This is a genomic window from Oligoflexus tunisiensis, from assembly GCF_001748245.1.
Classification (GTDB): Bacteria; Bdellovibrionota_B; Oligoflexia; order Oligoflexales; family Oligoflexaceae; genus Oligoflexus; species Oligoflexus tunisiensis.
The window spans coordinates 1-24,167 of record NZ_BDFO01000001.1 but is presented as its reverse complement, the minus strand read 5'-3'; the positions used below and the strand labels follow the sequence as shown (position 1 = coordinate 24,167).

The 24,167-nt window shown below is 55.1% G+C and carries 19 protein-coding genes; 3 read left to right on the top strand and 16 right to left on the bottom strand.

Going from position 1 to position 24,167, the window contains the following annotated elements; translation table 11 throughout:
- Window positions 1-85 precede the first annotated feature (85 nt).
- Window positions 86-1,264, top strand: coding sequence for a hypothetical protein (locus OLTU_RS00095; protein ID WP_141730740.1), 1,179 nt, complete (start codon window positions 86-88; stop codon window positions 1,262-1,264).
- Window positions 1,265-1,288: 24 nt separating this feature from the next.
- Here OLTU_RS00095 and rapZ read toward each other — a convergent pair whose 3' ends face one another.
- The 7 genes from rapZ to pyrG all read right to left on the bottom strand — a co-directional run bounded on the left by rapZ (window position 1,289) and on the right by pyrG (window position 8,379).
- The gene (rapZ, locus tag OLTU_RS00090; RefSeq protein WP_141730739.1) at window positions 1,289-2,191 is read right to left on the bottom strand and encodes an RNase adapter RapZ; all 903 of its coding nucleotides are present in this window, start codon (window positions 2,189-2,191) and stop codon (window positions 1,289-1,291) included.
- Window positions 2,192-2,206: 15 nt separating this feature from the next.
- The gene (gene rpoN, locus OLTU_RS00085; RefSeq protein ID WP_141730738.1) at window positions 2,207-3,667 is read right to left on the bottom strand and encodes an RNA polymerase factor sigma-54; all 1,461 of its coding nucleotides are present in this window, start codon (window positions 3,665-3,667) and stop codon (window positions 2,207-2,209) included.
- Window positions 3,668-3,709: 42 nt separating this feature from the next.
- Window positions 3,710-4,444, bottom strand: a complete 735-nt coding sequence (lptB, locus tag OLTU_RS00080; RefSeq protein WP_141730737.1) for an LPS export ABC transporter ATP-binding protein — start codon at window positions 4,442-4,444, stop codon at window positions 3,710-3,712.
- The gene (locus OLTU_RS00075; protein WP_141730736.1) at window positions 4,441-5,157 is read right to left on the bottom strand and encodes an LptA/OstA family protein; all 717 of its coding nucleotides are present in this window, start codon (window positions 5,155-5,157) and stop codon (window positions 4,441-4,443) included. Before OLTU_RS00075 ends, lptB begins: the two co-directional genes overlap by 4 nt.
- The gene (gene lptC / locus OLTU_RS00070; protein ID WP_141730735.1) at window positions 5,135-5,722 is read right to left on the bottom strand and encodes an LPS export ABC transporter periplasmic protein LptC; all 588 of its coding nucleotides are present in this window, start codon (window positions 5,720-5,722) and stop codon (window positions 5,135-5,137) included. The genes OLTU_RS00075 and lptC overlap by 23 nt, the downstream gene beginning before the upstream one ends.
- A 75-nt stretch (window positions 5,723-5,797) precedes the next feature.
- Complete coding sequence (locus tag OLTU_RS00065; RefSeq protein ID WP_141730734.1) at window positions 5,798-6,763, bottom strand: KpsF/GutQ family sugar-phosphate isomerase; 966 nt, start codon at window positions 6,761-6,763, stop codon at window positions 5,798-5,800.
- Window positions 6,760-8,379, bottom strand: a complete 1,620-nt coding sequence (pyrG, locus tag OLTU_RS00060) for a CTP synthase (protein WP_141730733.1) — start codon at window positions 8,377-8,379, stop codon at window positions 6,760-6,762. Before pyrG ends, OLTU_RS00065 begins: the two co-directional genes overlap by 4 nt.
- 219 nt (window positions 8,380-8,598) lie before the next feature.
- Between pyrG and OLTU_RS00055 the strand changes: the two genes are divergently transcribed.
- Both OLTU_RS00055 and OLTU_RS00050 read left to right on the top strand, forming a co-directional pair.
- A complete protein-coding gene (locus OLTU_RS00055) occupies window positions 8,599-9,807 on the top strand; it encodes a hypothetical protein (RefSeq protein ID WP_141730732.1) in 1,209 nt (402 codons plus the stop codon).
- Between the two features lie 20 nt (window positions 9,808-9,827).
- Window positions 9,828-10,892 (top strand): hypothetical protein, encoded by a 1,065-nt coding sequence (locus OLTU_RS00050; protein WP_218109747.1) that lies wholly within the window; start codon window positions 9,828-9,830, stop codon window positions 10,890-10,892.
- Here OLTU_RS00050 and OLTU_RS00045 read toward each other — a convergent pair.
- From OLTU_RS00045 to dnaA, 9 genes are all read right to left on the bottom strand, one after another.
- On the bottom strand, window positions 10,866-12,020 hold the full coding sequence (locus OLTU_RS00045) for an NAD(P)/FAD-dependent oxidoreductase (RefSeq protein ID WP_176736206.1): 1,155 nt from the start codon (window positions 12,018-12,020) through the stop codon (window positions 10,866-10,868). The two genes, OLTU_RS00050 and OLTU_RS00045, sit on opposite strands and share 27 nt — an antisense overlap.
- A complete protein-coding gene (locus tag OLTU_RS00040) occupies window positions 12,013-13,038 on the bottom strand; it encodes a serine hydrolase domain-containing protein (RefSeq protein ID WP_141730729.1) in 1,026 nt (341 codons plus the stop codon). Before OLTU_RS00040 ends, OLTU_RS00045 begins: the two co-directional genes overlap by 8 nt.
- Complete coding sequence (gene gatB / locus OLTU_RS00035; protein ID WP_141730728.1) at window positions 13,025-14,512, bottom strand: Asp-tRNA(Asn)/Glu-tRNA(Gln) amidotransferase subunit GatB; 1,488 nt, start codon at window positions 14,510-14,512, stop codon at window positions 13,025-13,027. Before gatB ends, OLTU_RS00040 begins: the two co-directional genes overlap by 14 nt.
- Window positions 14,466-15,953, bottom strand: coding sequence for an Asp-tRNA(Asn)/Glu-tRNA(Gln) amidotransferase subunit GatA (gene gatA / locus OLTU_RS00030; RefSeq protein WP_141730727.1), 1,488 nt, complete (start codon window positions 15,951-15,953; stop codon window positions 14,466-14,468). The genes gatB and gatA overlap by 47 nt, the downstream gene beginning before the upstream one ends.
- A gap of 21 nt (window positions 15,954-15,974) precedes the next feature.
- Window positions 15,975-16,268 (bottom strand): Asp-tRNA(Asn)/Glu-tRNA(Gln) amidotransferase subunit GatC, encoded by a 294-nt coding sequence (locus OLTU_RS00025; protein ID WP_141730726.1) that lies wholly within the window; start codon window positions 16,266-16,268, stop codon window positions 15,975-15,977.
- A complete protein-coding gene (gyrA, locus tag OLTU_RS00020) occupies window positions 16,268-18,709 on the bottom strand; it encodes a DNA gyrase subunit A (protein ID WP_141730725.1) in 2,442 nt (813 codons plus the stop codon). Before gyrA ends, OLTU_RS00025 begins: the two co-directional genes overlap by 1 nt.
- A gap of 18 nt (window positions 18,710-18,727) precedes the next feature.
- Window positions 18,728-21,283, bottom strand: a complete 2,556-nt coding sequence (gene gyrB / locus OLTU_RS00015; protein ID WP_141730724.1) for a DNA topoisomerase (ATP-hydrolyzing) subunit B — start codon at window positions 21,281-21,283, stop codon at window positions 18,728-18,730.
- Window positions 21,284-21,292: 9 nt separating this feature from the next.
- A complete protein-coding gene (gene dnaN / locus OLTU_RS00010) occupies window positions 21,293-22,411 on the bottom strand; it encodes a DNA polymerase III subunit beta (RefSeq protein ID WP_141730723.1) in 1,119 nt (372 codons plus the stop codon).
- 274 nt (window positions 22,412-22,685) lie between these two features.
- Window positions 22,686-24,167 (bottom strand): chromosomal replication initiator protein DnaA (gene dnaA / locus OLTU_RS00005; protein WP_141730722.1); only part of this gene is annotated, 1,482 nt, incomplete at its 5' end.

Sequence of the window (24,167 nt, the reverse complement as noted above, 5' to 3'; positions counted from 1 at the left end):
TTCCAAAGCGGGTTTATACAAATTTTTCGTATACATGACTGTTTCATGCGACTAATGTCAAGCGAAGCTTGGCTTTGGAGGTGATATGACAGCTGCAGGACGCTGCGTGTTCCTTGTCATGTTGATGTGTGAAGTTCTTTATGCGAGGGCGGCCCCCGCGGGAAAGCCTGATTCCGGCGGCTGGTCGGGCAATGGTGGTGGCCTTTATCAGGTCAACGATAACGTCTGGTATTTGGGTTCGGAAGCCATCCGTTACTGTGTACGGGTCGGGGAGGGGTTTCCCTTGCCGGCCGCGGACGTTGAGGAAATGATCCGACGGGGCTTCCGAACCTGGCAGCAGTTTTTTTCACGCTATCAGATCGGCAGTCCTTCCACACTGAATGGCCTTCTGCCCGGATATTTCCCCCACATGACCCTTGTGAGTCGTGAGGTGGCGTGTGCGGATAAGCCCGAACTGGAGTTTTATATTGGCCTCGATAATGAGGAGCTGCGTCTCTATCGAAGCCTGAATGAAAGCGATGGCTACGGTCTGGCCCTGCGCCGCTCGTATGATCACGCCAGACACCGGCAGCAGGGCTACGTCTGGATTCCGGCCTTCAGCCAGGATGCACGCAAGATCGAGCACATGCTCCTGCATGAACTGGGTCATATCTTTGGCATGAAACACGATACGGTCTTCGTCATGGATCGTCACGTGGCTCTGACCTTAAAGAAGATCACGAATGCGGATGCAGCCTATGCTTTTCTGGGGAAGGTTGAAGCGGATTTCTGGCCTTTTGATATGATGACCGGATCACAGATCGCGCTGATGCCCGAAGCCCAGACCCCGGGCTGTAGCACTGGCAGCTTTTCCCTGGGCTATGTTCCCTATAATTTCCATCCCCGTCCCCCCATGCGCCTCGTCCCCTGCGCCCGCCTGCATCTGCAAAGGAACAGCGAAGCGCTGGCGAATAATTTTCAGCTGAACATGACCAATGAAAACGGGCAATGGCTCCAGACCATCTTTGGAACGTTCCAGATGCTGGAAGCCGGCGATGATCTGCCGATGGTTCCTGGAACCTTGTCGACCTGGCAAAACGTTCCCCGCACGCCCATGCAATGGGTCTTTGTTCCTTATGCCCTGCGGAACATGCACACGCAGCTCAGTGGATATTTCATCGTCGGTATGATCCGTTATCCGGCCCGGATATCCTGGAAACGCGGTCTTTCGCTGGAGATTTTCATTCCGGATCAGGCGCGCTGGTGGGTCATCCATTCCGTATAGGGAGGCAGGACAGTCCGCCAGGCCTCACATCCCAACGTCGATATCACGATGGTTGACACTCACGGCGATCTGCGGAATGCAAAGATTCGCCAGATCCACCGCCAGCCGTTCGGCGATGGCCACGCTCCGGTGCTTGCCGCCGGTGCAGCCGATGCCGATGCGGAAGTAGTGTTTACCTTCCTTATAATATTCAGGAAGCAGAAACTGGTGCAGATCCACGATTTTATCGAGGAAGACTTTCGCGTTGGGATCCGCGAAGACATAGTTGGAAACCGCCGCTTCCAGCCCGGTGCGATCCTTGAGCACAGGATCGAAGTAGGGATTGCGCAGAAACCGCACATCAAAGACGGTATCCGCGGGTTTCAGAAGACCGTTCTTGAAACCAAAGCTTGTGACGTTCACATGCAGCTGGCGTCCCACCACGCCACCGGAATAGCGTTCCTCGATTTTGCGCGCGAGAAAGTGCACGCTCCAGGTCGTGGTATCGAAGGAAACATCCGCGAGACGTTCGATACCTTGCAGGGCATGAATTTCCCGTTTGATGGCGGCGATCAACTGGCCGCCGCTGTCGAGCATAGGATGTTTGCGCCGCGTGGTGCTGTATCGTTCCGCCAGCTGATCCGGGGCGCAGGTTAAAAAAAGTACATCGAGTTTAATGCGCCGCTTGAGCCGCGTTTGCAGGTCAGCAAAGCCGGTCAGAAAGTCCTTATCCCTTGCGTCCATACCCAGGGCATAGCGCCTCGGCGTCCACTTGCTCTGCAGCAGGTGATCCACCGCGCTATCCACCATGGCAAAAGGGAGATTGTCGATACAGAAAAAGGAGAGATCTTCCAGGGCTTTGATCGCTGTGGATTTTCCAGCCCCGGAAAGGCCGGTGACAATCACCAGAAGCGGTGGATCGTGGATATCGGCCGTCGATAAGGTCATGATTTTGCCCAACTGCTAGTAGTACTTTTTCCGCTTACTGCTCGGCAAAATTCCTAGTTGTTCCCGATATTTGGCAACCGTTCGACGCGCCAACTGAATGCCGCGTTCTTCCAGAATTTCGACGATCCTTTGATCCGCGAGCGGATGACGAGGGTCCTCTTTACCAATAATATCAGAGATGATCTTTTTCACGGAAGCACTTGCCAGACTGTCCCCGCTGGACATGGAGACGGAGCTGTTGAAGAAGTACTTCAGCTCAAAAATACCCTGGGGCGTGTGCACATATTTGTTGCTGGTCACGCGGCTGATGGTGGATTCATGCATCCCGATATCATCGGCAATATCACGCAGCACCATCGGCTTCAGATATTCCACGCCTCTTTCAAAGAAGTCCTTCTGCCGTTCGACGAGCTTTTCCGTCACCCGCAGGATGGTCTTTTGTCTTTGCTGTATGGATTTGATCAGCCACTGCGCGGATTTCAATTTATCCTGCAGATAATCCTTGTTGGTGCCGCCCACCTTGCCTGCCATCTTCTCGTACATTTTGGAGACTTTCAGATGCGGCAGACCCTCATCATTCAGGGTCACGATCCATTCACCGGCCACCTTGAAAACGTAGACATCGGGCACCACATACTGGGCTTCGAGGCCACCAAACTGCCGGCCAGGAACGGGTTCCAGTTCGGCGATGATCTGGACGTTTTCAATCACCGATTCCAAAGTAATCTTCATCGCCTTGGCTATGGCCTGGAAGTTACGGGTTTCCAGTTCAGGCAGGTGACTTTCGATGATCTTCTCAACGACACCGTTCTTCAGGCGACCGGCCCGCAACTGCAGCATGAGACATTCTTTCAGATCGCGCGCGCCGACACCATTGGGGTCGAGATGCTGCACGACATCGAGCATGTCCTCGATCAGATCGAGCGGAACACCGTCCTTTTCCGCAATTTCCTCGATGGAGGCCTGCAGATAACCGCGGTCATCGATGTTGCCGATGACCAGCCCGGCGGCACCTTTTTCCTCGTCATTCAGATCCATTTCACCGATCTGGGACAGAAGGTAATCCTGCAGCGTGCCCGCGCGGGATAGGTTTTCATGACTCGGGAATTCATCGTCGCCATCGCGCTTCGAGGAGCTGGTGGGCGCGTTGTTGAAATCCTGCATGCGGTTGAACGTTTCCCAGTCCATGTCGCCGGGCTTTTCGTCACCGACCGATTCCACGATGCTCGCGGCCTCGCTCATGCGCTCATTGACAACTTCGCCTTCCGTGCGTTCGCGTTCCCGTTCGACGGAAATGCGTTCCTCCATGGACTCGGTGACACCCTCTTCAAGCACTGGATTTTCTGCCAACTGCTGGGTGACGAACTCTTCCAACTCCAAACGCGACAGCTGGAGCAACTTGATCGCCTGCTGAAGCTGTGGCGTCATTAGGAGTTGCTGACTGAGTTTGAGCGACTGTTTTAAATCCAATGCCATATCGTATACACCTGACTCATGTGACCGTGGCCCCAAAGACCATCACATTCGGAAATTCTCCCCAAGATATACACTCCGCACCTTGGGGTCAGCAGCAATCGCCTCAGGATTACCGTGAGCAATGATTTGCCCACTGGTGAGAATGTAGGCCCGATCGCAACTCCCTAGCGTCTCGCGAACGTTGTGGTCTGTGATCAGGACCCCTAATCCATCCTCGTCCCTTAGCTTTTCGATTATTTTTTGAATTTCTTGAACAGTAACTGGGTCGATACCTGCAAAGGGTTCATCCAAAAGCAGGAATTTCGGCTTAATTATCAACGCTCTGGCAATTTCCACACGACGGCGCTCGCCGCCAGAAAGTGCCGCCCCGAGGGACTTCGCGATGTGGGTAATCTGGAACTTGTTCAGCAATTGCTCGATCGAGTCCTTCCGCTCATGAGAAGGAATACCCACGACTTCCATGATAGCGCGAAGATTTTCCTCCACGGTCAACTTCCGGAAAATCGACATGTTTTGCGGCAGATAGCTGATTCCCCGCCGGGCCCGGACATGCATCGGCAGGTCCGTGATATCCTCGCCGTTGAGCAGAATATGGCCTTCATTCGGGAAAAGCAGGCCCACCACCATATAGAAGCTCGTGGTCTTGCCCGCACCGTTGGGCCCCAGGAGCCCCACGACTTCGCCCTGCGCAACATTGAAGTTGACAGTTTTGACAACTTCACGCGCGCGAAAGAATTTTCGGATGTCCCGAGCTTCCAGAATCTGCTTGTCGCTCATTTGCCCGCTTTCTCCGGTTGCACGATCCCTTGCGCGCGATCGACTTTGATCATGCCCGTGACAATTTCATAAACGATGCGATCGCCTTTAATCAGATGACCGTCCTTTAAAAGTCGGGCGTTGCCGTCCAGAGTGACCTTCTGAGCCTCGTTATCAAAAATCGCCTTATCACTTTTCGCGGTAATCTGTTCCGTCGGGTCCTTGGAGAAACGCGAAAACTTGACTTTGCCATTCACCTCGACGGTTTGCACGGAATTATTATTTTCCTTTTTGCCATCCGGCGAAAACAGCACCCGCGCCTCATCGGATTGAAGACGGATGTCGTCCTGAGTGATCACCACATTTTTTTGCAGATGCACCACCGAGCCATTGCGCGAGTAGGTGGAAGTCCCTTCGCTCTGCAGGTGAATAGGGGCATCGCGGCGGGTCTGGACCGTTTTCTTATCCTTGGCCTTCTCCGGAGCCTTGCCATTGGGCTTCGGCTCCTGGCTTGTCGGCATTGGCTGCTCTTCCGGCTCGGGAATCAGGTCCGGCGTGGGACTTGGCGTGGGCTGCGCGGTCGGCTTCGGCTGCGGTGTTTTCTTATCCTTTTTCGGCAGAAGCTCATCGATATCGTCGATGATATCCGCCTGCACCGTGACCGGTACGCTGAGAGACAAAAATCCAAAAAGGAAAATACACCAGATTCTTTTATTGCGGTTTATCTGCGGCACGCATGGTCCCTTCCAACGGTCCGTAAACTTTGAGATCACCTGTGTTGTTGTTAAAGTCGAAACCTTTCTCACCCTTCAACTCCAATTGGGGGCCCTGAATGCGAACAGGCAGGTCAGACGTCAGACGTCCTTCTTCGTTCAAATACTTGGCGTAATCCGTGTAAAGAATGAGATCGTCATAACCAAAGCGCACCTGATTCTCGATCTCAGTCTTGATGATGCGGCTGTTTTTCGCCAGATCCACCACGCCCTTGGCGGCGAATTGAACTGTAGCAGACTCAGAGGCAAAAAATTCCTTCTTTTTCGCCTTATGATTGAAGCCCTGAACGGCCCCAAATATTTCGAGAGTGTCAGGATCCACGAAATTGGCAAAACGCCCACTGATGGTGGAGACCGTTTTGTGCTGCTCATACTTGTAGACGGTAAAATCCTCGAGACTGATCCGCGGGACCTGGTCCTTGCTGCCAACCCGTTCGGATTTGTCCTGCCTGTCCCTTTGGATAAAAACAAAGATCGCGGCGGCCAATATGGCAACAAACAGCGCCACTATGATGTTTTTTCCCATAAAACTCCCGTCAAAGGCCGGCTGGGCCTTTCGGGTAGTTTAGCACAAGGTGATCCAAGCTCCAAAACGCGGCGATTAGACGATTTTGGCGGCCAGCAGGTCGTGCATGCGAATCAGGCCGAGCACTTTGTGCTGGTCGTCGGCGACAAAGAGGGAGGTGATGCGGCAGTCTTCCATCACGCGAACGGCGTCCAGGGCAAGGCGTTCCGGGCTGATGGTCTTGGGTTTTTGCGTCATGAGGGCGAGCGCATTCATGCTGAAGACCTTCTCCCGCGCCGTTTTCAGAGCACGTCTGAGGTCGCCATCGGTGATGGCGCCAATCAATTCATGCTGCGAATCGAAGACACCGGCAATTCCATAGTTCTGCGCTGTGATCACCGCCACAACCTTATCGAAGGAATCATCAGGTGCCAAAGGAGCAAGATCGGTGCGCATGTGATCCTGAACGAGCGAAAGCTGCCGTCCGAGGCTCCCATCCGGATGAAAGCGGGCGAAGTCCTTTTCCTCAAAACCGCGCGCATGCATGAGGGCAATGGCCAGCGCATCCCCAAGGGCCATGGCCACGGTGGTGGAGCTGGTGGGCGCGAGATTCAAAGGACAGGCCTCACGGCTGACAGATCCATCGATGATCACATCAGAAATCTTGGCTAGAGAGGATTGCAAACGGCCGGTCAGAGCGATGACAGGAATCCGGCGCCTTTGCGCAAATTTGGCCACTTCAAGGGTTTCCCGGGTTTCCCCGCCAAAGGCAATGACCAAAAGGACATCGGCGGGCTGCAGCATGCCAAGGTCCCCATGCAGAGCCTCGGAGGGATGCAGGAAGAAGGCAGCCGTCCCGGTCGAGGCGAGGGTGGCCGCAATCTTGCGACCGACGTGGCCCGATTTTCCCAAACCGGAGACCACGACCTTGCCCTGCGAAGCCCGCATGAATTCCACAGCCCGCGCAAAGTTTTGATCCAGCCGATCGGCGGCCGCAAGCAAAGCCTGGCTTTCATCCTTCAGGGCCTCACGACCATGCTGAATCAAGGACTCTGGTTTCATGGGCGATACTCACGATTGTTCAGGGCAGCCATGACAAAGTGTTTGAACAGGGGATGGGGATGCATGGGTTTCGACTTCAATTCCGGATGGAACTGACAGGCGACATACCAGGGGTGATCCTCCAGCTCGATCATTTCCACAAGGCGTCCATCCGGTGACAGTCCGGAAAAATGCATGCCGTGGGACGCAAAGGACTCGCGGAAGTCGTTATTGAATTCATAACGATGGCGGTGGCGTTCGGAAATCGTCCCGGCTTCATAAGCGGCCGCGGCCCGGCTGCCTGGCTCGAGCTGGCAAGGGTAGGCGCCGAGGCGCATGGTGCCGCCCATGTCCTTGACCGATTTTTGATCTTCCATCAGGTGAATGATTTGATTCGGGCTCTTCGGATTGAATTCCTGACTGTCCGCATCGGCGAGCTTCACCACATTGCGGGCAAATTCAATGGCCGCGAGCTGCATGCCAAGGCAGATGCCGAGGAACGGAATCCGGTTGGTCCTGAGATATTCAATGGCCGCAATCTTGCCTTCAATGCCGCGATTGCCAAAGCCGCCGGGAATGATAACCCCGTCCAGGCCTCGAAGTTTTTCGGCAACGTTGCCCGTATGCAGCGTGGCGGCATCGAAGTAGGTAACGTCCACCTTGGTATGGCTGTAAATGCCGGCGTGAATCAGCGATTCATTGATGGATTTATAGGAATCGATGACGTCCACATACTTGCCGACGATCCCAATATTGATGGTGGCGCGGGGTTTATCGAGCGCCTCTTCAATGCGATGCCATTCGCTCAGATCGGGATTGCGCGTCCAGATGTTGAGGATATCGACGATGATCTGATCCAGACCCTGGTTGTGCAGATAAAGCGGCACTTTATAGATGCTGTCGAGATCGCAGGAATCAATCACGCGCTCCGGTTTCACGTTACAGAAAAGACCGATCTTTTCCCGCAAATCCTGGGGCACCGGACGATCCGCGCGGCAAACGAGGATATGCGGCTGAATCCCGATCTGTCTCAGTTCCTTGACCGAATGCTGCGTGGGTTTGGTTTTCAGTTCATGCGCGGCCCCGATATACGGCACCAGGGTCAAATGGATGTAAAGAACGTTTTCCTCACCAAGGTCATAACGAATCTGCCGAATCGCTTCGATGAAGGGAAGACTTTCAATATCACCCACGGTCCCACCGATCTCGACGATGCCAACGTCAGCACCCTCGGCCGAGGCGTAGATGTTCTCTTTGATTTGATCGGTTACATGGGGAATGACCTGCACCGTGCCACCGAGGTAATCCCCGCGCCGTTCCTTGGAAAGAACGCGATCATAGACCTGACCGGTCGAGAAACTGTTAAGGCGACTCAGACTCGCGTTGGTGAAACGCTCGTAGTGGCCAATATCCAGATCTGTTTCCGCGCCGTCGTCGGTAACGAAGACTTCACCATGCTGAAAAGGACTCATGGTGCCGGGATCGACGTTCAGATAAGGGTCGACCTTGGTCAGGCTCACGCGCAGGCCGCGGCTCTCCAGGAGAGCCCCTATGCTGGCGGCAACAATGCCTTTACCCAAGGAGGAAACCACACCTCCCGTCACGAAAATGTACTTCGTCCGATGACGCTTTCTCATCTTTTTTCTCGTAAATAGGAGTGTTTTCGGATTGTTACACCTTGAGAATCAGAATTGCTTCTTTGACGGGAGCTTAGGATACCTCCCCGCATAGGGATGGTCAAGGTGCTTTCCTTTGGCGACAGGACTGGGGTTCAGGCCAGGGGGCTACTAAGGTCATTTCGATGTTGCTAAAATGAGAGTGTCGTCTCTCACGTTTGCTTTCCATTGAGCGTGCCTGTGTTGAGAACCATCTTCACATTTCTGTTTTTCGCCAATCTTTCAACGGCCTGCAAGATCATGCCGCATTCGATCCGGAGTGATCTGAAAAACGCGGAGGTCTTCGGGCTGCTGGACGAAAGCACGATTCGCTTTGCCCGAAGCCCATCCGGAACGAGCGGGGATCTGACCTTTGAACTCAAAGGCACCCACAGCTGCCGCGTGGAGTACTGGACGGAGGATCCGAACGGTAAACCGCCGATCGGCTCGCCCCTGAGCCTCAATTGCCCAAATGATGGCAAGACCACTGCCGTCAAGCTGGGCGTTGATGGGCTGGTCGCCGGCATTCCCTTGACCTTTCGCATTACGGTCTGGCCGAAGGCCCTGAATGCGCTCAGCGGTTTTCCGCTCGAATTTCGCGAAAGCCAAAACCTTGACACGGTCCAGGCCGGCTTTCTCGTGATTGCGCGTTATGTGGCACCCCGGCAGAGCAATGAGATCTATACCTATCAGCTGCCCAAAGTGATAAGCCTTTCCGAAGTGAAAGCGAAAATGAGCGCCAGCTATGATCAGGACGAGGCGGTGGAGTGCAGCGAAACCACAGCGTCCACCGAACCTCCGTTTACCCGCATTACATCCGTGGAGGATGCTCAAAAACGTCCCATGCATGGCCTGAGTGAAGTGTCCACCGATGGCTTTGGACGGGCCGCGGCGGCGCAGCATCCCTTTTTCGCCACGCGACTTGTCCAATTTTATGAAGGCATCGAACGCCAGCAGAACTGGATCTGGAATTTTAAATGGGAAGAAAGTGCGGCAAGCTTTGAAACCTTTCCGCCTGGTTATATTGCCAATCTCAGCACCATCGATGTGGAAAACCGGACGGTCATCCTGCGCAATCGCGCGCTGAGCAATGTGATTCCCGCTGTGGAAGCCGGGCCGAAATCCTTTCGGTTGACCGCGAGCATTCTTTATCCGACCGAGATCAGTCGCTACGAACTTGTGATTAAAACTGCGGATGCGAGTCGTACAGTGCTACGCTGTCAGTATACAATTGATCAGGAAACGCTGACGATTCCCGATGACCATTATCAAAAGCTGGCGGCAGGGGAGTATCTGGCCACATTGGTTTTTGAAACCAATCAGATTCACTTCAAAGATGGGGCATCCTATCCCCCCTGGTTGATTACGGCTCAGGATTGGATTCACTTCAAAATCAACAAGAAGATGTGAGGTCAACTGTGATCAGGACGATGCGAGGAATCCTCTTCCTTTTGTCCGTAGCGGCCACTCCAGGCTATGCGGCTAAAGTTGTCAAGATTGATGCACAAAGAAAAGTCGTCATGATAGATGAAGGTACGAATACACAGTACGTGAAGAAGGCCAAGGTCTGCTTCTATGATGCCAGCAACGTGAAGGTGGGCTGCAGCTTTATTCGAACAGCAAAGCCCAAATTTTCCTTTATAAAAATTCGGGGTGAGAAGCTTTTCGCCAAAATTCAGGTCGGCATGATGGCGAAAATGGAAGGTGCTCCACCGGCGCCTGGCACACCGCCTGGCATTACCGGCGAAATTCCGTCGCCGGTGCCGGCCACACCAACCGACAGCCCCAAGAGTTACGTCACGGGTCTGTTCCTTCTGCCTCTGGCGGGGCCGATCACCTATCAAAACCTGGTGTACGAAACCCCTGTGGGTCGGCAGGTTGATAGCATGTGGTCCTCCGACTCTCCGGTCAGCAATCTGGGCTTTGGTCTTGAGCTGGGCCTCGGCATCAGTTCGTTTCAGCTGACAGCCGGTCTGCGTTCGCGGTTCTTTACGCCGAAGAAAATTTCCTCGGACTATAATGATGCGGACGGTGACAACCAGTTTGAACAGTTCATGGATACGACTGCGCCCGGTACCAGCTTTGGCGCGTGGGTCGACTTTTACTGGTTGATCGTGGATTTCGGAGTGGTGGATTTCCGCCTTGGGAATGGTATCGAGTTTGACAGCTCGACCGTGAACTTCGAAGCGAAGCAGCTCTCGGATCTGAACGATGAATCCAATACCATGTATTCAGCCAAGTCGACTCTGACTGCTCTGTCTCTGCGTATTCTGCCGACGCTTGATTTTATCTTTGGGCCGATCGATTTCACGCTGGGTACGGTGATCTATATTCCCGTCTCGCAGTCCTCGAAATTCAATCTTGGGGAATCGAACGATCCTTTTGTCTCTTTTCTCAACGAGGGCAAATCACCGGAGCAGGACCTGAAGGATTCGCTCAAGCATGAAGCGAAGCCGGGTGCGGATCTCCTAATCAGTGCCGGCTTTGTTTTCTGATCCGTTGAGCGCACAGTGCCGCGGTGGGCTGCCAGGAGCACGGCGGCCGCTGCGAAAAAAGCGGCTGATGTGAAAGGCTTCCCCAAATTCGCTCAAGGGTTCGCCCTGAAGTTCCCTCAGCAGCTGGACGGCACAAAGATCGGCCAGCTGCTGACCATTTTTATAAAATCCGGTTAAAATCGAGAGCCTTTTTTGGACGGAAGCCTCCGGCCAAAGTCCAAGCGCCGGCATCCGATCGGTAAAGCGGAGGCGTGTGCCCCAGTTGGATTGGATGTCTTTCGCAACAGGGGACGTGAAACCGAAGGAGGCTGCGCCCTGGGCCAGAAGCTGCGTGCGGTCCGAATCAAGGTCGGGATCCCTGCCGGGTTCCGGCTTCCATGAGCTGGAGCCGAGGATCCTTCGATCAGGCAGTACGGCGAGACTCAGCGTGCCTTTCACCAGAATGCGGGTTTCGGAAATCGCGGCATGCTTCCAGACGAGGCTTTGACCGGCGACCTGAAAGGATTTGGGAACTTCAAGATTCAATGTTCTGAGAAGGTCCATGCTCATGGCCCCGGCGGCCACGACGGTGTGATCAAAGCGGTCGAGGAGGGGTTTGAGATCCGCGATCGTTTCCTCGATAAATGGGGCGCCCTGAAGAACGCAGGCTTTTTCCAGGGCATTCATCGCCCTATCGACATCAAACCAGGCATCATCCGGATAGTGCAGATAGCCTTCCGGCTTTTTGAAATCAGAAAGCCAGGGGTGGGCTGGGCGATTTTTTGGGCGGTAGCAGCCCCAGAAATTGCCACGATAGACGCGCGCCACCGTAGTCTGGAAATCCTCCTCCGACCAGTAGGGTTCATCAACTCCGATCCAGGTACGGGGAATCGTCAGGCCGCTGGCCTTTTCCACGGTGCTGAGCCAGGCTTCGAGGTTTTTCAGGCTTTGCAGTTTGGCCCGAAACAAGGGGGATTCGGCAAAGATGAGCCCTTTGTTGCAGACGATGCCCTGGGCGCAGCGGCTGGCGTTGGCTGGACCGTGGGCCTTGCCAAAAATGGTGGGCCGCAAACCCGCCTGCACCATGCGAAAGGCGAGGGTGAGTCCAGCCAGACCGCGTCCGATAATGGCGATCGATTGTTCAGCCAAGGCTCGCATCCAGAAGGTGAAAGACCTTTCTGCGCAGCTCCGTGATGCGCGGCGACACGCGGCCGCTGATCACACGATTGGTGAGAAAGATCACATATTTTTTGCTGGACCATTCCAGCCAGAAGGCAGTGCCGGTGAAACCAGGATGGCCCATGCCGTTGCCGTTGGCAAAGACGCCGGCGCTGAGGCCATTGCCGCGGCGCAGACCGAGGAGACCTTCTCGCGTCGTCTCACGACGGGTTTTTTCATTGGCTTCAAAATATTGAATACCCAGGGCATCACGGGCGAGTGTTTTCAGATACTGACTGACCGCTTCCCCTGTTCCAAAGAGTCCGGCATGTCCGGAAATGCCGCCGAGGGCGGCGCAGTTCTCGTCATGGACTTCGCCACGGAGCTGACGTTCCCGGATTCTGCAGTATCCGGTGGGGATATAGGCTTCCGTCTTTAACTTCAAATCGGGCGCATAACCCAAGGGTTCGGATAGGGTTTCCGCAAGCCAGGGTTTCAGGCTTTTTTGCGCCTTTTTTTCGAGCAGATAGCCCAGCAGAATGTAGCCGACATCGGAATAGAGATCCTTTTTTTCGGTGCCGAGCGGAATGCGGCCGAGGACCTCCTCCATGCGCGCGAGCGCTTCGGCCCGGGTCGACGGCTCCTTATGCCCCAGATGATGCATCCAAAAATTCCACCAGGCAGGCAGGCCCGAGACATGGCCCAAAACCTCCTCCGTGGTCAGCTGAAGGAAGGCGGGCGGCAGATGAATATCCTGAGGCGCCCACTCCGCGAGCGGGGCTCTGAGTTTGCCATGCGCCGCCTGGAGAGCCTGATGCACGAGCGGACCTGTGACCAGGGCTTTGGTGAGGCTGGCCAGATCAAAGACGGTGCCTGCGTTGCTCGTGAAATATTGAAGGCGGGCTTCCGCCCGGTCGAGAAATCCGGATTCGACATAGGCGGCCGTGAAATACCCCTGCTGCGTTTCCTCATGCAGCAGGTCTTTCAACTCCTTTTCAGGATTTGCCATGAAGGGCTTCCTTCAGACATTCATTGAGAAGATTGGGGTTGAAGCGGCCGGCGGAGATCTTCATCACCTGGCCCACGAGAAAACCATAGACCTTCTGTTTGCCGGAAAGATACTGCGCGACCTGTTCAGGATGGGCGGCGATCACCTGATCCACCACGGCTTTGATGGCCGCACTGTCATTGATCTGCACCAGCCCCTTGGCGGCGATGATGCCGTCGGGATCGGCACCTGTGGCGGCCATTTCCTCGAAAACGGTTTTGGCAATTCTGCCGGAAATGGTGCCCTCACCAAGAAGTTTCAGAAGGCGCGCAAAGCGCTCGCTCGAAACAAAGGGCTGATCAAAGCGCCACTCGCGGGCATTGAACTCCCGCAGATACTCGCTGAGCATCCAGTTGGCCACGATCTTCGGTGCCACCGCACCGTCCACCCTCTGCACGACGTCTTCAAAAAACTCCGCCAGTTCCTTTTCCTCGGTCAGCTGCCGCGCATCCGCCTCGGGAATGCTGAAGGCTGCCTGGAACCTCTGCACCTTCTCTTCGGGAAGTTCCCGGATATTGGCCCGCACGTTCTGAACGCGAGCCGCATCGATGAGAAGAACACCAAGGTCCGGATCCGGAAAATAGCGGTAGTCGGGCGAATCCTCCTTGCTGCGCATCACGATGGTGCGACCGATCGCAGCATCAAACTGCAATGTCACCTGTCGGACCTGGCCACCGCTTTCCAGTATATCCGCCTGCCGCAGGATTTCGTAGGTGATGGCCTTTTCCACATTGCGAAAGGAGTTCAGGTTTTTAATTTCCGTGCGCGTCCCAAGGGTTTGGGAACCGACCGGGCGCAGGGAAACGTTGGCATCACAGCGGAACGAGCCTTCCTCGAGGTTGCCGTCACTGATATCAAGATAGCGGGCGATGGCCCGGAGTTTTTTCAGATACTCCGCAGCCTCGGCCGGACCGCTCAATTCCGGTGCCGAGACGATTTCGAGCAGCGGAATGCCGGCGCGATTCAGGTCCACATACGAGGCGTTGTCGCCGTGAATGTTTTTGCCGGCGTCCTCTTCCATGTGAATGCGCTGGATGTGAATGCGACGGCCGCTGTCGAGTTGCAGCGAACCATTTTCACAGTAGGGAAGATCATACTGGGTCAGCTGATAGCCCTTGGGAAGATCCGGATAAAAATACTGTTTGCGGGCGAAAACGCTGCGCTCGCGAATGGTCGCACCCACGGCCAGGGCCATGCGAATGGCATATTCCACGGCCTCGTGATTGAGCACAGGCAGGACACCGGGCAGCCCCAGACAGAGGGGACAGGTATTTTGATTGGCCAATGCCCCGAAGGTGGTTTTGCAGCCGCAGAAAAGTTTGCTCTCGGTTTTCAGCTGACAGTGGACCTCAAGGCCAATGACCGGCTCAAAACGCGCGAGGATGCTGTTAAATCCGTGGTCGGAACTTTTCGGTTCCGTTGATTTGCTGCTCATAGACCTGGGCGCTCCTAAGCAAAGTCTCTTCACCAAAGGCCGGAGCCATCAATTGCATACCGATGGGCAGTCCCTTGCGGCAGAGGCCGATCGGTTGGGAAAGTGCCGGAATTCCGGCGAGATTGGCTGCGAGCGTATAAATGTCGCTGAGGTACATGGCCAGCGAATCCTGTGTTTTTTGTCCCAATTCAAAGGCGGTGGTCGGGGCGGTGGGCGCGGCGATCAGATCAAAGCCCTGCTCAAAAACGCCCTGAATCTCCCGGCGAATCATCTCGCGAATCCGATTGGCCTTGGCATAGTAGGCATCATAATAACCGGATGACAGCACATAGGTGCCCAGCATGATGCGCTGTTTCACTTCCCGACCAAAACCCTCGGAGCGCGACTGGACATAAAGTTCCCGCAGACTCACGCCCGGTTTTTGGGTGCGGACTCCATAGCGAATGCCATCAAATCGCGCCAGGTTCGAGGAAGCCTCGGCCGTGGCGATAATATAATAAACGGGAATGCTGTGCGCGAGATGGGGGAGGGACACCGTTTCCACCGTGGCGCCCGCTTCCCGATAAACCTGCATGGCCTGTTCAAAGTGCGTGCGCACGTCCTCATCCAAACCTTCGGCCATGAATTCCTTGATCATGGCCAGACGTTTTCCCTTCAAAGTCCAGGCTGAGCCGAGCGTCCCCTGAGGCGCGGGAAGCCGGGCCGAGGTGGAATCAGAGGGATCATGGCCAGCGATGACTTCATAGAGCAGCGCCGTGTCCTCGACCGAGGTCGCAAAGGTTCCGATTTGATCCAGCGAGGAACCATAGGCCACCAGCCCATAGCGGCTCACGCGGCCATAGGTTGGCTTCAAACCCACAACACCGCAAAAGCTTGCCGGCTGGCGCACCGAGCCCCCTGTATCGGAACCAAGGGCCAGGGGAGCCAGACGCGCGGCCACGGCAGCGGCCGATCCTCCCGAGGATCCGCCTGCGACATGACGCCGATTCCAGGGGTTCACCGTCGGTCCGTAGCTGCTGTTTTCACAGGATGAACCCATCGCGAATTCATCCATATTCGTGCGACCGAAGATCAGAGCTCCGGCCGCCTTTAATTTTTGCACCACCGTGGCATCATAGGCCGCACGATGATTGCGCAGAAGCTGTGAGCCGCAGCTCACCCTCTGCGAGTCGACCATGATGTTATCCTTGATCGCAATCGGCACACCGGCCAGCGGCAGATTTTTTTGGGCATAGCGGGCGGCTTCAATATAGGCGAGCTGCTTGTCGACTTCATTGAGGACCGCGTCCTTGTCCCATTCGATATGGGTATTGAGCTCGCGATGCAGATTTTCCACGCGCCGGGCATAGGCGGCAGCCACATCCTGGGCCTTCAGGCTGCCGGCATTGACCTCCTGGGCCAATACTGAGGCGGACAGAGCTAAGGGGTCCAGTGGGCGCATAGGGCGGCCTCTTCCATCAAATTACTCAATTATTCTAGGAACTTGAAAGGCCGTCCCCACGACTTTGGGAGCGGCCCTTAAAACTTTTTCCACGGCGTTCGAAGGCTGGGCAACATCCGGTCTTTCCGGAGTGACAGGCAGGGCAAGGTCCGCCCGCCAATCAGCAGGCAGACTATCCGTGACGCTGTCGAGCTGTTGCATATAATCCAGAACGCGATCGAGCTGCTTTTGGTAGTAGACGATTTCCTCCTCGCTGAGCTTGAGATAAGCCAGCGAGGCCACCTTTTCCACCGTTTGCCGATCGATGCGCGACACTAGATTTCCTCACCTTCGATCATCTGTATTTTCGCCAGACTGGTGACCTTCTCACCGGCCTCGACATTCATCAGACGCACACCCTGCGTCAGACGACCGATCAGGCCGACCTCGGCCACCGTAAAGCGCATGACCTTGCCGGCGGATGTCATCACCATCAGATGATCATCATCAGCCACCTGCATGATACCCACCACGGGGCCGTTGCGTTCGGTCACCTTGATGGTGTAGATGCCTTTGCCGGCCCGGGTTTGAATTCGATATTCCTCGATCGGGGTGCGCTTGCCGTAGCCATTTTCGCAGACGGACAGAATCGCATCCTTATTGTTGACCACTTCGAGACCGATCACTTCATCGTTATCTTCCGAGAATTTGATACCGGTCACACCACGTGCCGAGCGTCCCATGGGGCGCGCTTCCTTCTCGTCAAAGCGGATGGCCTTGCCGAGCTTGGTGGCGATGAGGATATGGTCCTCACCCGAGGTGATCTTGCAATCGACCAGACGATCGCCTTCGTCCAGACCCAGACCAATGATACCAGTGGTGCGGAGGTTGGCGTAAGCCATGAGGTCGGTTTTTTTGATATATCCTTTGGCCGTAACTGAGATGATGTACTGGCCTTCTTTGAATTCCTTAACCGGCAGAACTGATACCACTTTTTCGGTGGGATTCAGCTTGATCAGGTTGGCAAAGTGATTGCCCCGGCCCGCCAAAGGAACTTCAGGCAGACGGTAAACTTTCAGCTCGTAGACCCGGCCTTCATCCGTGAAACACATGATGGACTGGTGGTTGGAGCTGATAAAGAGATCCCGCACCACATCGTCCGTCTTGGTTTTCATGCCGGAGCGGCCTTTTCCACCGCGTTTTTGCGCGCGGATTTCAGCCAGAGGCGTGCGTTTCACATAACCGGCGACGGTGATGGTCACGGCCACTTCCTCGTCGGCCACGAGGCTTTCCATCGTAAATTCATCGGCGTCGCTGGCGACGATTTCCGTTTTGCGCTGATCGCCAAACTGTTCCCGCATCTCGGTCATCTCGGCTTTGATGATCGCGATCACGCGAGCCGGGGTGGCGAGGATATTCTTGAGGTCGGCAATGACAGCCATGATGTCTTCATATTCGGCTACGATCTTATCGCGTTCCAAACCGGTCAAGCGCGCGAGGCGCATGTCGAGGATGGCCTTGGCCTGAATATCAGACAGATTGAAGCGTTGAACCAGACCCTCATGGGCCGAGTCCGTATCCGGCGCGTTGCGGATCAGCTGGACGACCTCATCGAGCGCTTCGACGGCGATCTTCAAACCGACCAAAATATGAGCACGTTCCTCCGCCTTGCGCAGCTCGAAGGCTGTGCGACGGATGATGACTTCCTTGCGATGCAGGAAGAACTGCTCCAGCACATCCTTGAGGTTGACGATCCGTGGCGTACCGTTGACCAGGGCCACCATGTTCACGCCGAAACTCGACTGCAGCGGGGTGAGCTTGAAGAGGTTGTTCAAGATGATTTCGCCCATCTCGCCCTTGCGCAGCTCGATGACGATGCGGATTTCCTCCTGCGCGGATTCATCGCGCAGGTCGGTAATGCCTTCGATTTTCTTTTCATTGACCAGCTCGGCGATTTTCTCGATGAGCTTGGCCTTGTTCACCTGATAGGGAAGTTCGGTGACGATAATCCTCTGCTTGCCACTGCTGGCCATGTCCTCGACATGAGCGCGGGCGCGCATGCTGATGGCGCCGCGACCGGTAAGGTAGGCCTGCTGAATGCCGGCCCGACCATAAATCAAACCGGCCGTCGGGAAATCCGGACCGCTGACATGTTCCATCAGCTCCATGATCGAAATATCAGGGTTATCGATCAGGGCTTCCAGAGCACTGAGGATTTCCGTCAGGTTATGCGGCGGAATATTGGTTGCCATGCCCACCGCAATCCCGCTGGCCCCGTTGACCAGAAGGCTCGGGAATTTGGCAGGCAGAACAAGGGGTTCCTCTTCCTTGTTATCGTAGTTCGGACCAAAGTCGACCGTTTCCTTTTCAATGTCCTGCAGAAGGAGTTCGGTCAATTTTTGCAGGCGAACTTCGGTGTAACGCATGGCGGCTGCGGAGTCGCCGTCCACCGAGCCGAAGTTACCCTGGCCATCGACCAGGGGATAGCGCATGGAAAAGTCCTGGGCCATACGCACCAGGGCGTCGTAGACCGCGGAGTCACCATGCGGGTGAAAGCGACCGATCACGTCCCCGACGATACGCGCTGATTTCAGATAAGGACGATTCTGAAAGTTTTTCAGCTGGTACATCGCATAAAGGATACGACGGTGAACGGGTTTCAAACCGTCCCGGATATCCGGCAGGGCCCGGGAAACGATGACGCTCATCGAATAGTCCAGGAATGAGGATTTCAGTTCTTCCTCAATGTGGACAGCCTGTATGTTCTTATGATCCATGCATCACCTAAAAATATGTTAAGTATCCAGGTTCTTGACGTTCAGGGCGTTGGTCTGGATGAAGTCCCGTCGTGGTTCGACGTCGTCGCCCATCAGCGTCGAGAACAGAAGGTCGGCCTCGATGGCATCATCGATTTCGACCTTCAGGAGCGTGCGCTTCTCCGGATCCATCGTGGTTTCCTGCAGCTGGTCGGCGTTCATTTCGCCCAAACCTTTGTAGCGCTGCACGTAGGCGCCTTTCCGGCCTTCCTGCACTATGAAATCACGAAGCTCATCAAAGGTTGTGAGGCGGCCGCTGCCGGAGTTGTTGGCCGGCGGCCCTCCATCCGAACCTTCCTCGATTTCGGCTTTTTCCTTTTCCTTCTTGCCGCCGACGCGTTCAAAGGTGAAGGGAGCCTCGGCGATCTCTTCGATCTGCTTTTTAATGCGACGCAGCTCAATGATTTCACCACCGCTGAAGATGCTGGCATCGATGAAGGAAACCTTGGGCACGTCCCGAACACGGGTTTCGATCTTGAGCTTGTAGCGGCTGTATTCCTGATCAAAGATCACCTGACCTTCCGCTTGAATGCGGCTGGTCGGATAATCCGTAACCAGATGGTGGATGATCGCATCCAGAGTTTCCTTGGCTTTCTCTTCACTGGCCATGGAGCTGGCGTCGATCTCCGGATGCTGGACGAGATAATCGATCAGCTCCTTGATGCGGCGCTTGCTGGCCATTTCCTGTAGCTCGCTGTAGCGGGCAAAGCGCGAGAGGACTCCCTTGATCATCGTGCGATCCAGGGCCCGACCGGCCTTGTCACGGATTTCCACGTTATTCATGCCGACTTCACTGAGGAAATCGAGCAGCTCGCGGTTGTCCTTGAGGTAACGCTCCACCTTGCCCTTTTTATATTTATAAAGGGGCGGCTGCGCGATGTAGAGGTAGCCGCGCTCGATGATCTCCGGCATTTGCCGGAAAAAGAAGGTCAAAATCAGGGTCCGGATGTGGGCGCCGTCGACGTCCGCATCGGTCATGATTATGATCTTGTGGTAACGGATCTTGCTGACATCAAAATCCTCTTTGCCGATGCCGGTGCCGATCGCTTTGATCAGGAGCTTGATCTCCTGCGACGACAGCATCTTGTCATAACGGGCCTTTTCCACGTTCAGGATCTTGCCGCGCAGAGGCAGGACCGCCTGCACGCGCCGTTCACGAGCCTGTTTCGCGGAACCACCGGCGGAATCACCCTCGACGAGGAAGAGCTCGCACTCGGCCGGATCACGGGATTGGCAGTCGGCCATCTTCCCGGGTAGACCGGCAAAGTCGAGCGCACCCTTGCGGCGGGTGAGTTCGCGGGCTTTTTTCGCCGCGAGGCGGGCCCGGGCGGCATCGATGATCTTTTGCACCACGCGTTTGACGATCGCGGGGTTTTCATTGAAATAGTCGCTGAGTTTTTCCGCAACGACAGTCTCCACCCATTGCCGCACTTCGGTATTGCCGAGCTTGGTTTTGGTCTGGCCCTGGAATTCCGGGTTTTTCACGCGAACCGAGCAAATGCCGACGAGGCCTTCCCGGATGTCTTCACCCGTGATGCCTTCCTTGAAGGTTTTCAGCATGCCCGAGGATTCGGCAAAGCCGTTGACCACCCGGGTCAGAGCGGCTTTCAGACCGGTCAGGTGGGTACCACCTTCCACGGTGCTGATATTATTCACAAACGAGAAAAGGCTCTCGTTATAGGCATCGGTCCATTGCAGAACGACTTCGACCTGGCCTTGCAGCTGGCCGCCGTCGCTGAATTGCTGACCGAAGATATAAAGGGGCTTATCGTGCAGAGGCGTTTTGCCTTTGCCGAGAAACTCGCAGTAGGACACCACACCGCCTTCATAGCAGAAGTCGCCGGCCTGGTCGGTCCGTTCATCGTTCAATTTGATGCGCAGGCCGCGGTTCAGGAACGCCAGTTCCTTGAGACGCCGGCTGAGGGTTTCAAAGCTGAAGTTGGTATCCGGAAAAATCTCGGGATCCGGCTTGAAACGGGTATGGGTCCCATGCTCGTCGGTGGTTCCGATAACTTCCAGCGGGCCATTGGGTTTGCCGCGCTGATAGGATTGTTTGTGCACCTTGCCTTCACGGCGAACTTCCACGTAGCACCATTCGGAGAGGGCGTTCACAACCGAAGCGCCCACACCGTGCAAACCGCCGGAAAAGGCAAAGGCCTTGTCGTCAAACTTGCCACCGGCATGGAGCACAGTCATGACGACTTCAACCGCCGACCTGTTTTCCTTGGCATGCATGGTAACGGGGATACCGCGGCCATTGTCGCGAACGGATGCCGAACCGTCGAGATGCAGCATGACGTCAATGGAATTGCAATGCCCCCCCATGGCTTCATCGATGGAGTTGTCCACGATCTCGTAGACAAGATGATGGAGACCGTCGACAGAAGTCGAGCCGATGTACATACCAGGACGCTTGCGAACCGCATCCAGACCCTCGAGGACCTGGATATTGTCGGCTGTATAATCCTCATCGCGGTTTTGCGCCTGCGTGCGATTCAGATCGCTCGTGGGTGTATTGGGAGTGATCTCGCTCATACGCATCCTTTAGCTTTCTTTTATGGGAACCAAGACGTGCATCGAATGGCAACTGGTGGGTTCGGAATAGGGTACCAGGACTATGGGATCTTCATCCGAGCCGAAATTAATCGTCACCTCGTCACTCGACATAGTCGAGAAAACATCTGTTAGGAACTTGCCGTTGATAGCCAGCTCGCGCTCACCGTCAGAGTAATCCGCCAATGCGATACTTTCCTGTCCTTCTGAGCTTCCCAGCGTCCTCGATCTTAGGGTAAGCGAGTAATCTGAAAAGCACAACTGCAAAGCTCGTGTCTTGTCCGAGGCCAGCAGTACACGTTTGGCAACGTTTTGCAGATACGGGCGCTGTACCTTGACAGTGCTCAGACTGTTGCGCGGCAGGACCCCGTAATAGTTGGGATAACGCACAGCAGACAGTCGGACAAAGAGCTGATAGCCGGGCACACGGGCTTCCATGGTGGTCTGATCCTGTGAAACGGCGAGGGCAATCTCCGTGAAACCCTCGGAGCACATCCGATGCAGCTCCTGCAAAGCACGTTTGGAGAGACAGACGCCGTTTTTCAGGAAAGGCTCGGGCAGTTCGAGATCCACTTCGGCATAGGACAAACGGTAGCCGTCCGTTCCGACAAGGCGCAGGATATTATCCTTCGGCCTATGCAGAAAACCCACAGAGCCATAATTCCTCGGTGAGTCAGGAACAACGCAGAACTGCACCTGATCGATGACGTAAGCCAGTTTTTCGGTTGGCAGCAGCGCTTCACTCGAAGCCTCGAGAACAGGAGGTTCCTGCCAGGCGCGATCCTCGACGCGCGGCAGTTTCATGGTGAACTCCTTTTTCTCACCAGCGATCACGATGACCTGGTTTTCCTCAGAGATGATTTCGACGGTCCCTTCGGGCAATTCCCGCACAACATCGGAGAAGAGCTTCGCTGGGACAAAAACCGAGCCTTCTGCCAGGACCTCACAGTCGAGACGATTGTAGATGGCAATCACGCGATCTGCGGCTGCAATATGGAGCTGACCTTCCCGTGCAAGAAATCCCAGTTGAGCGAGGTTTCTTTCGGATACCGCTCCCTGCGACCTGGATGTCGCTGTGCTGAGTTGTCCCTTTTCGATCTTCACCCGCATCGTCTTTTTTCCTCCGACTGCCTTCTTCTGTTTTTAAATTAAGTTTTTAATTTCTCTAGTAATAGTAGTAGTAGTGGAGGGGGTCGCGCTGTGGAAAACTCGCCATCCTCCTGTTTTTATTTATTTAAACACCGTCCTGGCTTGTGGACAACCCTGTGGAAAACCTGTGGATTAAAATGTGGATAAGTTTGAGCCTGAAGTTATCCACACTTTATCCCCAGGTTGTCCACAGACTTATCCACAAGGTTGTCCACAAGCGCATATTGACTCCAGATCAGGAAATCACATCCAGTTTACGTTCAATCGCTTCGAGCTGCGCTTTGAGTTCCAAGTCCTTTTTGCGATCCTTTTCGATTTTTTTGACTGCGTGCATGACCGTCGTATGATCCTTGCCGCCAAAAAAGGTCCCGATTTCGGGAAAGGATGATTGCGTGCGCACCCGCGACAGAAACATCGCAATCTGCCTGGGAAAGGACAGGGCGCGCTGGCGCTTTTTGGACTTCAGGTCCGAGACCTTGATCTTGAAGTGCTCCGCCACAACCTTTTGGATTGATTCAATCGAGAGGTTGCTGTCGCTATTCTTATCGACCAGGACATCCTGCAGGATTTCCGAGGCCAGCTGCACATTGATGGCGCGGCCCTGCAGAGCGGCAAACGCGATCACCCGGCGCAGGGCGCCTTCCAGAACGCGGATATTGCCCTTGGCGTGCGTGGCGATGTATTCGGCCACCGCCGATTGCAGGATCATGCCCTGCTTTTCTGCCTTGTTCATGAGAATCGCCACGCGATGTTCGATATCGGGGGGCTGGATGTCGGCGATCAGACCCCATTGGAAGCGGTTCCGCAGACGATCCTCGATATCCGGAATGTCCTGTGGGAAAATATCGGAGGTCACAACGATCTGTTTTTTCGCTTCATAGAGTGCATTGAAGGTGTGAAAAAACTCCTCCTGGGTGCGCTCCTTGCCGGAAATGAACTGAATATCGTCGACCAAAAGCACATCGCAGTTGCGGTATTTCCGGCGAAAATCCCACATTTTATTGAAGCGCAGGCAGTAGATCAGTTCATTCATAAAGCGTTCGCTCGTGATGTAGGTGATCACGGCGTTTCTTTTGGTCTTCAGGACCTTGTTGCCAACGGCGTGCAGAAGGTGGGTCTTGCCCAGGCCTGTGCCACCATAGAGAAACAGAGGATTATAGGTTTGTCCCGGCGCATCCGCCACAGCCAGGCAGGAGGCATGAGCAAACTGGTTGCTGGGGCCATTCACAAAGGTTTGAAAGGTGTACTCGGCGTTCAGCTGGGACTGCAGAGTCAGAGCGCGCGCGACGATGTTCGAGCCTTCGCGGGTATCGCTGGGGTACTGGGTATCCGGTTCGGGATAACCATCCGGCGCCCGGGGCACATCGTTCAACGCGGTATAATCGAGGTCGAGCGGATCCCCATCGTTGGGCGTGGCGCCTTCAATTTCAAACCGGAGAAGGACGGGCAGGCCCAGCGTGGCTTTGCAGTAATCGAGCTGGTCCATGTACGAATTGAGAACCTTTTGATAGGAGCTCATATCCGGAAACGTCAGTACGATCTCGGAATCCGAGACAACGCGGGACTTCAGAGGCTCGATCCACTGCTGAAAATCCACCTCGGGCAGCATCTGCCTGAGTGCCTCTTTGATACGTTGCCAGTTGTCGCTGCTCTCGCCTTCGAAACCTGCGGAAGGTTTCTTCGCGTCATGACCATGAGATGGAAAGAGAGTTTGCAT